The organism is Glaciecola sp. KUL10 (assembly GCF_003203515.1).
GTDB lineage: Bacteria > Pseudomonadota > Gammaproteobacteria > Enterobacterales > Alteromonadaceae > Glaciecola.
Window position 1 is genome coordinate 77,305 of sequence record NZ_BGNG01000008.1, and the last position, 15,004, is coordinate 92,308.

Below are 15,004 nucleotides of genomic sequence, written 5' to 3' on the forward strand. Positions count from 1 at the left end.
TCATTGCTTTCATTTGTTGTTCCTTAGATTCAATTAGATTACGTGTGTGTCGCTTTTAATTGCGCTGCCTCGATAATTAGCTTCACATTTTCTTTAGATTGATGACTAGATTAATATTTTTGTTTTACTGTATAAATGAGTAAAATTTAAATACAGTTTTTAGTTTTACGAGATAATCAATGGATACCAAAAGCATCAAGCTATTCGTATTGGCTGCAGACTTACTCAATATTGGCGCAGCTGGCAATCGCTTAGGTTTTAGCCCTGCTGTTGCAAGTGCTCGTTTGGCAAAATTAGAACTAGAGGTCGGAGCGGACTTATTTCATCGTTCAACTAGAAAGGTGACGCTGTCAATTGAGGGAGCAGAATTTTTGCCTTTTGCACGTGAAATCATTGCTCAAGAAGAGGCTTCACTAGCAGCATTAGGGCGCAGAAACCCTCAAGTGAGTGGCACGCTAAGATTTGCTGCCTCCAGTACCTTTGCAGAAAGGTATATTGCGCCGATATTACCGGAGTTTCTTGAAAAATATCCAGATTTAAATTTAGAGCTTAAACTTTCGGACAGTCAGATAAACTTAATAGAAGGCGGGTTTGATTTAGCCCTGAGAAATTATGCAGTAGAAGATAGCAGCCTTATTGGTAGAAGGCTGTTTGCGGACAAACGAATATTATGCGCATCCCCCGATTACTTAAACCAACACTCAGCAATTAAAACACCAGAAGATTTAGAAGACCAGCAGCTACTGCTGTTTATGAATACAAAGCCACGGAAGTTAAGCGCTAGCGACGGAAAAAGAGCGTGCACATTCCCACCGAATAAAGCCAAACATAGAGTGATTTGTGATAACGGTTCAGCAATGCGCTTACTCGCAAAAGCTGGCGCGGGAATTTGTATGAGTTCGATTTGGAATGTTCATACCGAAATACAATCAGGTTCACTAGTACGCGTCCTACCGGAGTACTTCATTGACGACAATGCAGCTGTTTGGCTGGTATATCCAAAATCAAATGTCATTACCCCTAAAGTACGGGTGTTTATTGATTTTTTGGTGGATAAACTGTCCTATTTAAGTGACTAACGGTATTTTTAATAGTTCGTTATCGCGTATTGCATAAACAAATACCCGCACAAATCTTGATCCTTTCCAGAAAACGTTTTTGTCGTTGGGTGTTTGTTTAGTAAAACCCTAACACCTTCAAACTCTCCACTGACTTGGTTTGCTCCTTTACATATTGCACGACTTAACTCTCGCCAATCCCCCTTTGATTTTGGAGCTTCATAAGCTGGCCGGGCGAAATCTAGCGACCATTGATTTTCTTCAAATACGAGTGTTCCCGAGGTACCAGACGGAAAGAAATGTGCGTTTCCAGAATATGAGTGTGAGACAGTCTTATTAGCAAGTATTTTTTGATAAGCAGAAGCGCTATTGTCTGCTACAAATACACCCGCTTGCCCTACTACACTAAAATGCAGAGATTTTTCGTCTGATTTCACTAACAAAGCGGTTGTTTCATCAATACCAAACCCATACTTGGCGTTGGTTGATTGCGCAAGAACAATCAAGCGCGCTTCTCGGTCACGTTCTGAAAAGTGAGTATCCAAGACGCCTTTATTAAATAAACCGAGCCCGCCACTTTGTCGATAAGTCAAATCACCTGGCTCCAACAAGGTCGCACACGCGTCACTCTCACATCTGACGGGCGGTGCTTCGACTGCAAAAGCACCTCTAGATATCGCCGATTTGCTATTACCACTGCTAACCATAGCAATTGGATATCGCGCAAACACACCGCCAGATTGAACTGCGGTTCCTGCGCTCGTGCCAGCTACTAAAATATGTCCCTTTTTCATCTTATTCTCTAATGCCACCAAATACTCACTTTTGCTTCCATTTGAAACAAACGCACTCAGTGTTTTTGACTGGTCACCACCATTAAAAAATATGGCTGAAGCTCGACTAATAAGTTGATTAATACTTTGCGGGTTTCTGCAAAAATCAAGCTGAATGGATGCTAAATCCGGATACACCCTTTCTCTATCAAATTGATTGTACTCTTGCCGATATTTGTCTAGGTTAACGCACGCGTCTTCAACAGTTCCCTTGACCGCTGAACCAGCTACTTTGTTTTGCTCTAGCGCCTTTAAAAGCGCGGCGCTAAGGGGTAGCCACCTAGCATCTAGACCTAAACTGCGTAATCCACTTACATAAAAGTCGACCGCTTCGAAATTGTCTCTAGAACTAGCCGTGACAACCAAAACTAAAGGCTTTTCATTGCTTAATTCTTGTAAGGTGTGCTTGTATTTTGTCAACGAAGAAAAGTGTTCCCAAATGTCTTTGCTAGCTTCACTTTTAGTAAAGCTAAAATTGGCTTTTTCTCGAAGTCGCCCACCAGAACCATCGTTTTGAAAAAATTCCAGATAATCTAACAGTGCGTAATATTCTTGATTTGTCAGGTTTCTAATCGTGTCTTCGACGCCAATATCTTTAAAAAGGTCAAATAGTGCTCGTCTAGTTAAGGGTTCCTCGAATGACATTTGATTAGAAAAGTCCGCTAATACAGGGAGTAGCTCACGCAAACCTTCGAATTCATTTAGACCTAATTGACTGATAAAATTTTGTAATGAATCAATTCTATCCACACTAAATAAATAAAGCGTGTTGGTTTTCGCACTTTCAAATTTAATACCTGGCTTGCAAGCCTCTACTGAATAAGAACTACAGCCTTTTAGCGCTCCACCGGCTAGTAATAAATCATAGTTATCGCTTGCGTTTATCCATGCAGAAAAAAACAACATTTTCAAAACAATAACTAATCTTAAATTACGCATTAAGCTCTTCCCTTTTTTGATTTTTTAAAGCCAAAACTAAGCGAGTTCTAAAATGAAATCTGCAAAGACGGCTGTTGACTTATATTTACACTAGTGATAATTCTATAAGCAAGTCAATGACAATTTTGTGATTTGCATTGACCAGTAGCATTTATTCAAACTGCTACTGTCGATGAGCACAAAATTAGAAAATGCAGACGCAAACTAACGGGCTATGACGAAAAAAGCACTTAACCTGAGTAACTATCGTTACCAAAATTTCTACCTCTCTGAGTGGTTCGACGAATAACCACGACCTTTCTGTGTCCCAACAAAAATTACTCTGCGCGCATGTAAATCACTCTCAGCGCGCGTACTAAAATTAAATCGAACTAAGCGTCGATTACAGAATTCGGTCGGGGAAACTCCATCATGAAACGCTCAACCCTTGCGCTTTCCATAGCGTTAACACTAACAAACGCAATCTATTTAAACGATGTATCAGCTCAACAAAATCAAACTACAAACCAAGAAAGCACTGTCGAAGTTATTCAGATAACTGGGTCAAACATTAAAAAAGCATCGTTAGAAGAAGCTCAACCGCTCATATCGATCAGCAGTGAAGACATCGCACGCAGCGGTGCAACTAACTTATCTGAGTTAATGCGTTTAGTTAATCAAACTCGCGGAGGTACCGGTACCTTCAACACCAGTCAAAGTGGGGCTACATCAACCAGCACACCGCCTGGTCAAGCTGCAGTTTCGTTGCGAGGGATGGGGCCATCATCCACTTTAACGCTAGTGAACGGGCGAAGAATTGCTGCAAGCTCATTTGCTTCAGGTACAGAAAACTTTGTAGATGTAAATGCCATTCCGCTCGCCGCAATAGAGCGCATTGACGTGCTTGCAACTGGCGCTTCTGCTGTATATGGGGCAGACGCTGTCGCAGGTGTTATCAACTATATCTTGAAAAAGGATTTCGAAGGCCTTGAATTAAACGCTCAATACTCTCAAAGCCAAGAAAGTGCAGATGAATCTGAACTAGGCTTGCAGTTGTTTTATGGTATGCCCCTAGAAAATGGGCATTTTTCAGTGTTCGCTGATTACTTTGACCGCAAACCTATCCGCGCAACTTCACGGCCTGAAACGGCGATGCCAATCTTACAATCTAGCTATTCATATCTGGCAAAAAACACGCCCAATATTTACTTTAACTCTGCTTTTTCCGGCGACGAAATCGGCAACCCTAATTGCAACACTGAGCTTGTCACTACTGAGTTTGGAGAGTCAATATGTGCCTACTATGGCAATGAAGATGATTACCTTGAAACACCTTTTGAATCAGCTTCAGTTGGTTTTATTCATAGTGTTGAAATAGGCAAGATATCATGGAATACCGACTTCATATTCAGTACCACTAGTTCAACATCCTTCTCATCTCCCTCGCCTATCAATCAAATAGACGACCGCGAGGGCCCTTTTGTCAGCGAGTCTGTATTTAACCAGTTCTCTGATGAACTATTAAACATTGTAAACAACGACGTTTGGATTGATCCCTTCGATACACCTGCCGGGCAAAGGTTATTTGGTTTTCGATTTGATGCGCGTTTCTCTGATCCACGAACGGTCGAGGTCGACACAAATGCGTATAGACTGGTTTCACAACTAAGTGGCTTCATGGGAGACTGGGATTGGCGTACGGGTCTTGTTATTTCTCGTTCTGAATCTGAACAGGTCGCCACAGCGGGGATATATAATCGATTCCAATACCATGCGGCGCTTGCTGGAGAATTGTGTTCTGATGGCAGCATCGCAAACTACGATTCCTCTTCAAACACATTGGCATGTGGCTCGGGAACACTACTGGGCTTTTACAACCCCTTCGATAGCACGACAGCTGAAAATTTAGCCATATTACAAGTTGCACAAGCACGCCCGACTAGAGACGGAACCAGTGAACTTTATGCACTCGATGCCCTGATTACAGGCGACTTATTAGAGTTTAATGGCAACGTGATCAGTGCCGCATTTGGAGCTGAAGTTCGCAAGGAAAAAATCAGTGATATACCATCACTAGATGCGCGAGCGCGAGCCGCTAATGATTATCTAGTGGATGTTTTTGGTTTCGGCTCAAGCTTATCAGAAGCAAGCCGAAGCCAGATTGGGGCGTTTGCAGAATTTTTAGTCCCTATCAATGACAAACTAGAATTTAATTTTGCTGGACGTTTTGATGATTATGACGATTTTGGCAGTTCATTTAACCCAAGAGTCGGCTTTACTTTCCAAGCAAATCAGAAGCTTGTTTTGAGAGGAAGTTGGTCGACAGCCTTTAGAGCACCTTCACTTAACCAAGCCGGTGTCCAACTAAGAACAACGCGTGCAGACTTTGATTGTGGTGCAAACCAAGCAGTCGCTGACTTATACTGCGAGGGTGAAAGTGGACTACGCGGTAATAACGTGCTCGAACTTGGCAACCCAAACCTAAAAGCAGAAGAATCAGAATCCTATAATCTTGGTCTTGCATTCTTTCCTAGTAAAGACACCGAAATTACAATCGATTATTGGGCCTTTGAGCATGAAGACTTAGTAGACACGAATATGACGGGCGTATTGGCACGAGCAATTGATGATGCTTCTCTGCGTCATTGCGGCCTAGTGCCACAAGGTGAGCAAGGTATCAGTTTTGATCCGTTTTTATGTGATTACACAGACGCAAATGGCAATACCGTTGAAGACACTGGTGCTGATTTAAGTCAAATACTTCAACAGTGGGTACTTGGAGAGGATCCACGCTTTGCGGAACTCCCCTTGTTTAGAGATCATATACTATTATTAGACAACACTGGCACTCAAGAGCTCAGCGGCGTCGACTTTAACGTGTTTCAAGCATTCTCACTAGATTCAGGTGAGCTAGAAGTTGATCTTCAAGGCACGCATTATTTAAGTTTCGATAGAAATATACCCGGTTCTGATGAAATAGAGGCACTAGAAGGTACATTTGCATATCCAGAAACAGTGGGCAACATAGGCGTATATTTTGTCGCTGACGATTGGTTTATAGGCGCTAGAGCATTTTATACTTCAAGTTATCAAGATGACATTGAAGACTTAAGAGGTCGCAACATTGACGAACTTATCGATCTAGGCGTGTTAATCGACCAAGATGGCACACGAGATGTTAAAAGTTGGACAACACTCGATTTAAGTGCCGGCTACTACTTTGAGAAACTGAGCGTAAAACTGAGAATCGAAAACCTATTAGACGAAAATGCGCCTATTGCCTATAGCAGTGCCAGAGGATATGACGCGTTTAATCATGACCCATTTGGCAGACGTTTTACAGTTAGCCTAGACTATCGTTTCTAAAACTGACAGGTAATTAAATTTTTATGACAAGTAATGACCCAGCGGTGAACAGTAAAAAGACCGCCACAATGCCTGACGCATTCGTGATTTTGTTTTTCATCATGATCGCTGCATTTGCTGCCAGTCACATTTTGCCGCAGGGTCAATTTGCCACAGAAACCTATCAAGTGCTCAACGGCGACGAAGTGCTTGAGAAAACGCGAATTGTTGAAGACAGTTTTCATATCGTTGAGTCCTCACAAAGCGGGGTGCCCGTATTTGCAACGGGTGGCAATGCAGGTTTATTAAATTATGCATTTGAAGGCTTAGTGTCGGGCGACAAGTGGGGCTCTGCAGTCGGTGTGGTGGCATTCATCCTTATCGTTGGTGGTGCATTTGGTATTATTATGGGCACGGGCTCTATCAACAATGGCATCATGGCACTGATCAGTAAAACACAACAAGCTGATAAAGTGATCATTCCACTGATGTTTTTATTGTTTTCACTTGCAGGTGCGATCTTTGGCATGGGTGAAGAGGCCATTGCCTTTTGCATAATTATGGTACCGCTGATGATTGCCATGGGCTACGACAGTATTACCGCAGTGCTAATCACTTACGTTGCAACCCAAATAGGATTTGCAACTAGCTGGATGAATCCTTTTTCAGTCGCAATAGCTCAGGGGATAGCCGACGTTCCACTTATGTCTGGACAAGCTTACCGCATGATACTTTGGGCAGTGTTTACCAGCATTGGCCTATTATTTACATGGCGGTATGCCCTAAACATTAAGCGCGCTCCTGAGAAGAGTTTGGCGTTTGATAGTGACGCATACTTTAAAAACAAACAGTTTACTTTAAATGCTCACTACACATGGTTTGATACCCTTGTATTGATTACCTTTGCACTAGGTATCTTATGGGTTATCTGGGGCGTTGTTATCCATGCTTATTATATCCCCGAAATTGCTGCACAGTTTTTCACAATTGGACTTTGTATTGGTGCGATTTCAGTTTTTTGTAAAAGACTATCCATGAATGAAGTCAGTGAAGCGTTTCAAAAAGGGGCAAAGGAACTATTACCCGCAGCATTAATAGTCGGTATGGCAAAAGGCATCATTATTATACTAGGCGGTGATGATGTCACTCAGCCTTCGACGTTAAATACTGTTTTGTTTTATGCCAGTCAAAGCATCGAAGGAATAGGTGCTATCGGAAGTGCGATTGCTATGCTGATTTTTCAAACGAGTTTTAATTTTTTCGTCGCAAGCGGCTCGGGGCAAGCGGCTATTACCATGCCGCTGATGGCACCGCTAGCTGATTTAGTGGGTATCACTCGACAAGTTGCAGTACTTGCTTTTCAATTAGGCGATGGTTTGAGTAACATCATTATTCCAACATCAGCATCATTAATCGGATGCTTAGGAGTCGCCAGACTGGATTGGTCTATCTGGGTACGATTTGCGTGGAAGTTATTTTTAATCTTGTTTGCGACCGCCATATTGTCTGTTAGCTTAGCGGTTATCATTGCTTATCAATAAGAAATAAGCTTTAAGCATCAAAACTAAATAAAACGAAAGGGTATGTCTTTACGTGGAAGCAATCAATTAAACACATGAATTTAAAATTGGTCGGTGTGATTGGATTCGAACCAACGACCCCTGACACCCCATGACAGTGCGCTACCAAGCTGCGCCACACACCGACCGTGCGACGCATTATAGGGGACTCACTTCAAAAATCTAGTTTTTTAATTGTCTTGTTTGTCATCTGTATGTTTGTTGAGCAAATATGTCGATTTTGCAATCGACTTTTTAAAAGTACTGCTTACTGTAATTTATAACCAACCCCATAAACCGCCTGTATAAACTGCTCATTGTTGGTTTGTGCGGTCAACTTATGGCGTAGGTTTTTCATGTGACTATCGATGGTTCTGTCGCTGACTATGCGCTGATCATCATAACAATGATTCATTAGCGTTTCTCTTGAAAAAACAACTGATGGTTTTTTTATCATGGCAAGCAATAATCTGAACTCGACGGGCGTTAACTCAATCGCTTGTTTATTGACTAAACAGGTGAATTGGTCGAGGTTTAAGGTGATATCTTTGTAGGAAAATGTATTTTCTGAACTTTGTGTCGCGAAATTGAGCGCGCTTCGACGCAACACAGATTCTACGCGAGCGACCACTTCTTTTGCGGAAAACGGTTTGCAAACATAATCATCTGCACCGGACTTTAAACCTTTTAAACGGTCTATTTCGTCAACGCGAGCGGTAAGCATTATGATGGGTACATTTGAAAAGCTTCTGATCTCTTTACAAATAGTCAAACCATCAACGTTAGGCAGCATTAAATCTAGGATCACACAATCGGGTTGGTAGCTTCGTACCGAATCTATTGCTAAGGCACCATCATGTACTAACAGCGATTCATAGCCGTCGAGACTCAAGAAGTCTTTAACTAAATTGGCTATTTTAGGTTCATCTTCGATGATCAAGATTTTTTGTGCCGCTATACTCATAAGCTATTTCATTCCTAACTGTTTTAATTGTTCAGTCTCCAACGATTAACTAAAGCTGAATCAAACTCTCTTTTTTGAATCTACCTTTTTTGAATCTACCTTTTTGGAAACGCGACATTAATTTGTAAACCACCCAAGTCTGAAGGTTTCGCATTGATTATGGCTTGGTGACTGTCGGCGATATTCTTGCATATTGAAAGTCCTAAGCCTGCACCCGAATTTGCTCTTGTTCTTGACTCGTTACGTTGATACAAAGTTTCAAATAGTTGCATACAGTCTTCTTCGGGTACACTAGGATATGAATCATCAACGGCAAGCACATAAGTGTTGTGCTTAGATGCAAGTCCGATTCGGATCAGCCCACCATCGTCTGTGTATTTTAGCGAATTATTGATTAGATTAATCACCAATTGATTGATGCGTTGGGCGTCTGCATTAATATAAATATTAGGTTCAATGTGGAATTGCATATCAATAGATTTTTCATTACACGCAACCGCGAAATTCTCTGCGACACTTTTTATCAAAAGACTCAGGTTGACTGTTGAAAATTCGTATTTTAGAGCCCCCAGATCAGAAAGTGATAACTGATATAAGTCATCAACTAGCCGATTGATTAACTTAACTTCGTGCTCAAGCGAACCCAACTGTTGTTTATCTAAAGACCTTATACCTAGTTGCATCGCTTCTATTTCGCCCAATAGGATGGTTAAGGGTGTTCTTAGCTCATGTGAAATATCGGCAAACCAGCGGCTTTTTTGAGTTTTGGCTTTTGACAAGGTGTTAGCCAAAAACTCAATATCTTTCATAAGTTTAGCTAATTCATCTTTACCTTCGGTTTTAAGTGCTAGCTCATAATTACCTTTTGTGAGTTCTGACACACTTGATGAAATCACTTTTAATGGACTGATGATTTTTCTGCCAATTAAAAACGCTAAAAGGCTTGCAAGAATGAGCGATAAGCAACCAATGATCACCGATGCGATTGTTTGCTGCTTAGCAAATTCACTTGCCAGTTGCGATTGCAATGGCTTTAAGTTGTAGCTTTCTAATTGTGCAATTTCTTGGCCTTCAAACACTATCGGTAGGGCTACTTTGATCGCCTGCTCAAAATACTCTTCATTAATTGTGTCACTCAGCAATACATTACCTTTGCTATCTATCAGTCTCGTAGGCGGTGCATTTCTTTGCTTCGGAAATGGCGGGGGCTGGTTATTGATTCTGTCTGCATGTAGCGTTTGCTTTGGCCGTAAATGCGGCGGCGGGCGACGCCCAGGCCCTTGGCTTGGGCCTCTGGCACCAGCCCTGCGACTACTATCGATAAAGGCATTTACATTACCAAACTGAATACCCTCAAGTGAAAACTCGTTTTGCGTATAATACTCAACGATATCTTGTGCCATTCGATTTAGGCGTTGTTCTTCTAAACCTTGCAGGAAGTCACTAAACCCTTGCTCAAAACTCCATCTTGCAAGTGAAAGCGTTGCGATAAGCACTAAGCTCGTCAAGCTAATCATCGCAACCATTAGCTTATTAGAAATTGACATAATGACTCACATATAAATCAATTATATCTAGCTTAGTCTTGCACATTTTCTGCATTTTCCCTTGGTATTGTTATTCCTGCAAATTACATAAACTAAACAGGTTAAATTATGACTACAAAATTAATTAAGCGTTTATCAAGCATTGCATTTTTTGCTTTCTGTGTCTCCTTATCAAGTGGCGTATTAGCTGAAAAGCAACGCGGCGAACGCCGAAAGGGACCACCACCAGAAGCTATAGAAGCTTGTGAATCACTACAAGAAGGAGACACGGTCAGTTTTGAGACCAGACGTGGCGATTCGATTGACGCGCAGTGCATGTTCGTTGATGACATACTTGTCGCGGTACCCAAAGATCGTCAGCCACGTGAGCAAACCCAATAAAACTTGATGACCTTAAGTATAAAGAATGATTGTGCAGAATTAATGGAGAAAAGTTATCATCGATTAAAAGGGCTGTTAGACAGCCCTTTTGAGTGTGGTTGTTAAACTTCTTCAGGTATCGCTTTTAAGAAATGTCATGCTTATCATCAGAACTAATACGACTCGCAATCGCCCCACTCTGCCCCTTGTACTTTGCGTCAACTCGCGCATTATATGGTTTTTCAGCAAAATCACTGAGCACTTCAAAACTCAACGCGCCAATTTTCATTTTAGGCTTTAAAGCTAAGGGTAATTTACCCGCATTGATGAACTCTAGCACGATCTGCCCAGACCATCCCGGATCGATGCGATGCGCAGTAACGTGCACCATTAGTCCTAAACGTGCGAGTGACGAACGGCCATCCAACCACCCGATGATATTACCTGGAAGGGTAATTGACTCATGTGTCACGGCCAATGCTAATTGACCGGGATGTAAGTAAAAAGATTCCTCGTCATCGATGTGAATTTCGTCGCTCATTACGCGATCTAAAGCTTTTTGAACATCTTCTTTTGCTCCGCTTAAATCAATATATGGCGCAGCGTAGTCTTGAAAAACCCTAAACTTGTTGCCTAAACGCACGTCGACAGTCGCGCCGCTTATTTGCTCATAGTCAGGCATGGGATCGATATTAATTGAGCCAGCTTGTAATTCTTTATAAATATCTTTGTCGCATAAGCGCATGTTGTTTCCTATTTAGGGTGATTCTTGTGTTGTTAATACTCATTTAAAGCAGTGAAAAGTGAGCCAAATGTTGTTGCCGTATTATGTGTGCCCGCGCGCAAGCATGCAATAAGCCTTTGTTTATAAATTATGCTGCCGCTAGTTCTTAAGAGTGATCAGCTTCAATGCCCCAAAATTAACGATTAACCACAGGTATACCTAATTCAGGCTTGCCTACCTTATGCACGACTTGATGAAGTTTGCCGTATAAACCTAATTCTCTCGACACCTTTTCTGCGATATCCAGATAAATTGATTTAATATCTTCAGCACCTTCCATTTTCAACAAACACCTACCCTCGTCAGCACGCTCTCGGATGTAATTACTCAAAGGCAGTTCACCTAACACTTCGGTGTCAAATTGTTCAGCCAGTGCTTGGCTACCCCCTTGTGAAAAGGGATAGGTCTTTTCACCACACTTGCACTCAAAATAACTCATGTTTTCGACAATACCTAACACTGGAATATCGAGCTTTTCAAACATCGCGATACCTTTTTTAGCATCAGCGGTTGCGATAGTTTGCGGTGTTGTCACAATGACCGCTGCGCTGATCGGCACAGACTGAGAGAGCGTTAAATGGATGTCGCCAGTGCCAGGTGGTAAATCGACGATAAGATAGTCAAGCAATGGCCACTGGGTTTCGTATGTCAGTTGCTTTATCGCCTTAGTTGCCATTGGACCACGCCAGATCGCCGCACTTTCACTGGATACTAAATATCCAATAGAATTAGCCACTAAGCCTTGTGATTCAATGGGTTGCATAATTTTTTGATCTTCACTTTCTGGATGCGCTTCAGGGTTACCTAGCATGATGGGCACTGAAGGACCATAAATATCAGCATCGAGAATCCCCACGCGTGCGCCCTGCTCTTTCAAAGCAAACGCTAAGTTAACTGCTGTGGCAGATTTGCCAACACCACCCTTGCCTGAAGACACGGCAATCACATTTTTTACATTTGGGATGGGGGCTACTTTAGCTGCAGTAATCGGAATGTTTTGTGTAAAAACGAGCTGCTCAGCACTTAATTTCTCAAATTTGGTCAATAGAAAGGCTTGTAAATCTGCTTGTTTAGTCTTATTCGCAAAAGGCAGGCTGATGCTGTATTTAACCGTTGAGCTTGATTCATCGGCATTTACGTTAAATCGATTGGCAGCCTGAGACGATGTCGATAGATGATAATAATCAAGGACAGATTTTTTTAGCGATTCAGCAATTTTTGACGGTTTTTTATTAAAAAACACTTCAAACTCCCTAAAGTGATAGTTTTGTTTACGCCTGTTTTTATACGCACATGCGTTCAATTAGCCTTAAAGCCCCTAAAGCATATCGCTTGATTGTAAATTACGTAATGCAAATTACCTAGCTTTGGGCTAATATTTGCGCCTATTTTTAAACTCATCGAGACGACAGCACATTCATATGGCGAACACATCCTCAAATAAGCGCAGAATCCTTGTTACGAGCGCTTTACCCTACGCAAATGGTTCAATTCATTTAGGTCATCTACTAGAACATATCCAAACGGATATTTGGACTCGTTTTCAGCGTTTAAGAGGGCATGAGTGTTACAGTGTATGCGCGGATGATGCGCATGGCACGCCAGTGATGTTAAAAGCACAAGAACTGGGGATTACCCCAGAGCAAATGGTTGAGCAAACCCGCGCAGAACATCATCAAGATTTAAAAGACTTTTATGTTGATTACAACAACTATTATGTTACGCACTCTCCAGAAAACAAAGAAGCCTGTGAGTTAGTTTACAACCGTTTAAACGATGCTGGGTACATCTCTAAACGCACAATCAATCAACTGTTTGACCCAGAAAAGCAGATGTTTTTGCCTGACAGGTTTGTAAAAGGCACTTGTCCAAGTTGTGGTGCCGAAGATCAAAACGGTGACAGTTGTGATGTATGTGGGGCGACTTATAGTCCTACCGAAGTCAAAAATCCACGGTCAGTCGTATCGGGTGCAACACCAATTCTAAAAGACTCTGAGCACTATTTCTTTGACTTGCCGAAATTTGAAGGCATGTTAAAAGAGTGGATTCGTTCTGGCGCGATTCAAGAAGAAATGGCCAATAAACTCGAAGAGTGGTTTGAGCAAGGCCTTCAGCAATGGGACATAAGTCGGGATGCTCCGTATTTCGGTTTTGAAATCCCAAATGCCCCAGGTAAGTTCTTTTATGTTTGGGTGGATGCGCCAGTAGGATACATGGCTAGTTTCCGTAATTTCTGCGAGGCCAATGATATCGATGACACGCCATTTTGGGCACAAAATACAGATACAGAGCTATATCACTTTATTGGAAAAGACATCACATACTTCCATTGTTTGTTCTGGCCTGCGATGCTTGAAGGGGCTGGTTTCAGAAAGCCAACCGGTGTCAACATACATGGATTTGTCACCGTTAATGGTGAAAAAATGTCAAAGTCACGTGGTACTTTCATCAAAGGCCGCACTTACCTAGACCACCTCAACCCTGAGTATTTGCGTTATTACTTTGCATCTAAATTAAATGGTGGCGTAACTGATATTGACTTGAATTTTGAAGATTTTGTCCAAAAGGTCAATTCAGACTTAGTTGGTAAAGTCGTGAATATCGCTAGTCGTTGTGCAAGCTTTATTACCAAGCGCTTTGATGGCGTTTTATCCGAAAGCATTGAAAATCAAGCCCTATTAGATGAGTTTACAGCCGCTAGCGAATCAATCGCACAAGCCTATGAAAGCAGACAGTATCACAAAGCGATTAGAGACATCATGGCACTTGCCGACAAAGCCAATCAATATATTGATGCTCAAGCACCTTGGGTGACTATCAAAGATGAAAACAAACAACAGTTTACCCATGATGTATGCTCTTTAGGTATTCATTTATTCCGTATTTTGATGGTGTATTTAACGCCAGCAATTCCGAAACTTTCAGAACAAGCTCAAGCATTTTTAAATGACGAATTCACTTGGGAAAGCGCTCAAACCTCACTAGCAGGTAAACCCATCAATAAGTTTAAAGCAATGCTTCAGCGTGTTGAAATGGATAAAGTCAGCGCGATGATCGATGCTTCAAAAGAGAGCTTAGGTTCAGTGCAGAAGCAAGAAAGCCCGAAAAAGAAAGAAAAAGCTAAACCAGAAGTCGCAAAAACTGGGACTCCACTTGAACAAGACCCCATTGCTGAGACGATCAGCTTTGAAGAGTTTGCCAAAGTAGACTTGCGCGTCGCCCGCATTGCAAAAGCAGAACACGTTGAAAAAGCAGATAAGTTGTTACGTCTTGAATTAGATTTAGGTGGCGAAACTAAACAAGTGTTTGCAGGCATCAAGTCGGCTTATCAACCTGAAGACTTAGAGGGTAAATTTACCGTGATGGTCGCAAACTTAGCACCAAGAAAGATGCGCTTTGGAATGTCTGAAGGGATGGTATTAGCAGCAGGTCCTGGTGGCTCAGACCTCTATATCCTTGAACCCCATGAAGGTGCTGTTGCTGGAATGAAGGTTAAATAATACTGAATTATTTCTGAAATAAAGCTATATATAGAAAAATGAGACGGTCAATTAGTTAACGATAACGCTAATGTGGCTGTCTCAATGCCGTGTAATCTTATTTATTCAATACAAAGGATGCTTATAAGTCTATTTC

Annotated in this window: 10 protein-coding genes and 1 tRNA gene; 5 read left to right on the forward strand and 6 right to left on the reverse strand. The window is 41.8% G+C overall.

Features of this window, described 5'->3' with window-relative positions; all coding sequences use genetic code 11:
* The first annotated feature begins 179 nt into the window (after nucleotides 1-179).
* A complete protein-coding gene (locus KUL10_RS13675) occupies nucleotides 180-1,079 on the forward strand; it encodes a LysR family transcriptional regulator (protein WP_110429508.1) in 900 nt (299 codons plus the stop codon).
* Between the two features lie 8 nt (nucleotides 1,080-1,087).
* Here KUL10_RS13675 and KUL10_RS13680 read toward each other — a convergent pair whose 3' ends face one another.
* Nucleotides 1,088-2,830, reverse strand: coding sequence for a cyanophycinase (locus KUL10_RS13680; RefSeq protein WP_110429509.1), 1,743 nt, complete (start codon nucleotides 2,828-2,830; stop codon nucleotides 1,088-1,090).
* A gap of 411 nt (nucleotides 2,831-3,241) precedes the next feature.
* Between KUL10_RS13680 and KUL10_RS13685 the strand changes: the two genes are divergently transcribed.
* Complete coding sequence (locus tag KUL10_RS13685) at nucleotides 3,242-6,175, forward strand: TonB-dependent receptor domain-containing protein (protein WP_110429510.1); 2,934 nt, start codon at nucleotides 3,242-3,244, stop codon at nucleotides 6,173-6,175.
* Nucleotides 6,176-6,198: 23 nt separating this feature from the next.
* Nucleotides 6,199-7,695, forward strand: a complete 1,497-nt coding sequence (yfcC, locus tag KUL10_RS13690) for a putative basic amino acid antiporter YfcC (protein WP_110429511.1) — start codon at nucleotides 6,199-6,201, stop codon at nucleotides 7,693-7,695.
* A gap of 87 nt (nucleotides 7,696-7,782) precedes the next feature.
* On the opposite strand, the gene KUL10_RS13695 is transcribed toward yfcC, so the two are convergent.
* The 3 genes from KUL10_RS13695 to KUL10_RS13705 all read right to left on the reverse strand — a co-directional run bounded on the left by KUL10_RS13695 (nucleotide 7,783) and on the right by KUL10_RS13705 (nucleotide 10,224).
* A tRNA-Pro gene (locus KUL10_RS13695) sits at nucleotides 7,783-7,859 on the reverse strand.
* Between the two features lie 122 nt (nucleotides 7,860-7,981).
* The gene (locus tag KUL10_RS13700) at nucleotides 7,982-8,677 is read right to left on the reverse strand and encodes a response regulator (protein ID WP_110429512.1); all 696 of its coding nucleotides are present in this window, start codon (nucleotides 8,675-8,677) and stop codon (nucleotides 7,982-7,984) included.
* A 95-nt stretch (nucleotides 8,678-8,772) separates the two neighbouring features.
* Nucleotides 8,773-10,224, reverse strand: a complete 1,452-nt coding sequence (locus KUL10_RS13705; protein WP_110429513.1) for an ATP-binding protein — start codon at nucleotides 10,222-10,224, stop codon at nucleotides 8,773-8,775.
* Between the two features lie 108 nt (nucleotides 10,225-10,332).
* Between KUL10_RS13705 and KUL10_RS13710 the strand changes: the two genes are divergently transcribed.
* Nucleotides 10,333-10,605: a hypothetical protein gene (locus KUL10_RS13710; protein ID WP_110429514.1), complete on the forward strand. Its 273-nt coding sequence runs from the start codon at nucleotides 10,333-10,335 to the stop codon at nucleotides 10,603-10,605.
* A gap of 124 nt (nucleotides 10,606-10,729) precedes the next feature.
* Here KUL10_RS13710 and dcd read toward each other — a convergent pair whose 3' ends face one another.
* Both dcd and apbC read right to left on the reverse strand, forming a co-directional pair.
* Nucleotides 10,730-11,329 (reverse strand): dCTP deaminase, encoded by a 600-nt coding sequence (gene dcd / locus KUL10_RS13715; protein WP_110429515.1) that lies wholly within the window; start codon nucleotides 11,327-11,329, stop codon nucleotides 10,730-10,732.
* Nucleotides 11,330-11,504: 175 nt separating this feature from the next.
* Complete coding sequence (apbC, locus tag KUL10_RS13720) at nucleotides 11,505-12,611, reverse strand: iron-sulfur cluster carrier protein ApbC (RefSeq protein WP_233499834.1); 1,107 nt, start codon at nucleotides 12,609-12,611, stop codon at nucleotides 11,505-11,507.
* Nucleotides 12,612-12,789: 178 nt separating this feature from the next.
* Here apbC and metG point away from each other — a divergent pair, with 178 nt between their 5' ends.
* Nucleotides 12,790-14,868: a methionine--tRNA ligase gene (gene metG / locus KUL10_RS13725; protein ID WP_110429516.1), complete on the forward strand. Its 2,079-nt coding sequence runs from the start codon at nucleotides 12,790-12,792 to the stop codon at nucleotides 14,866-14,868.
* Nucleotides 14,869-15,004: the final 136 nt, after the last annotated feature.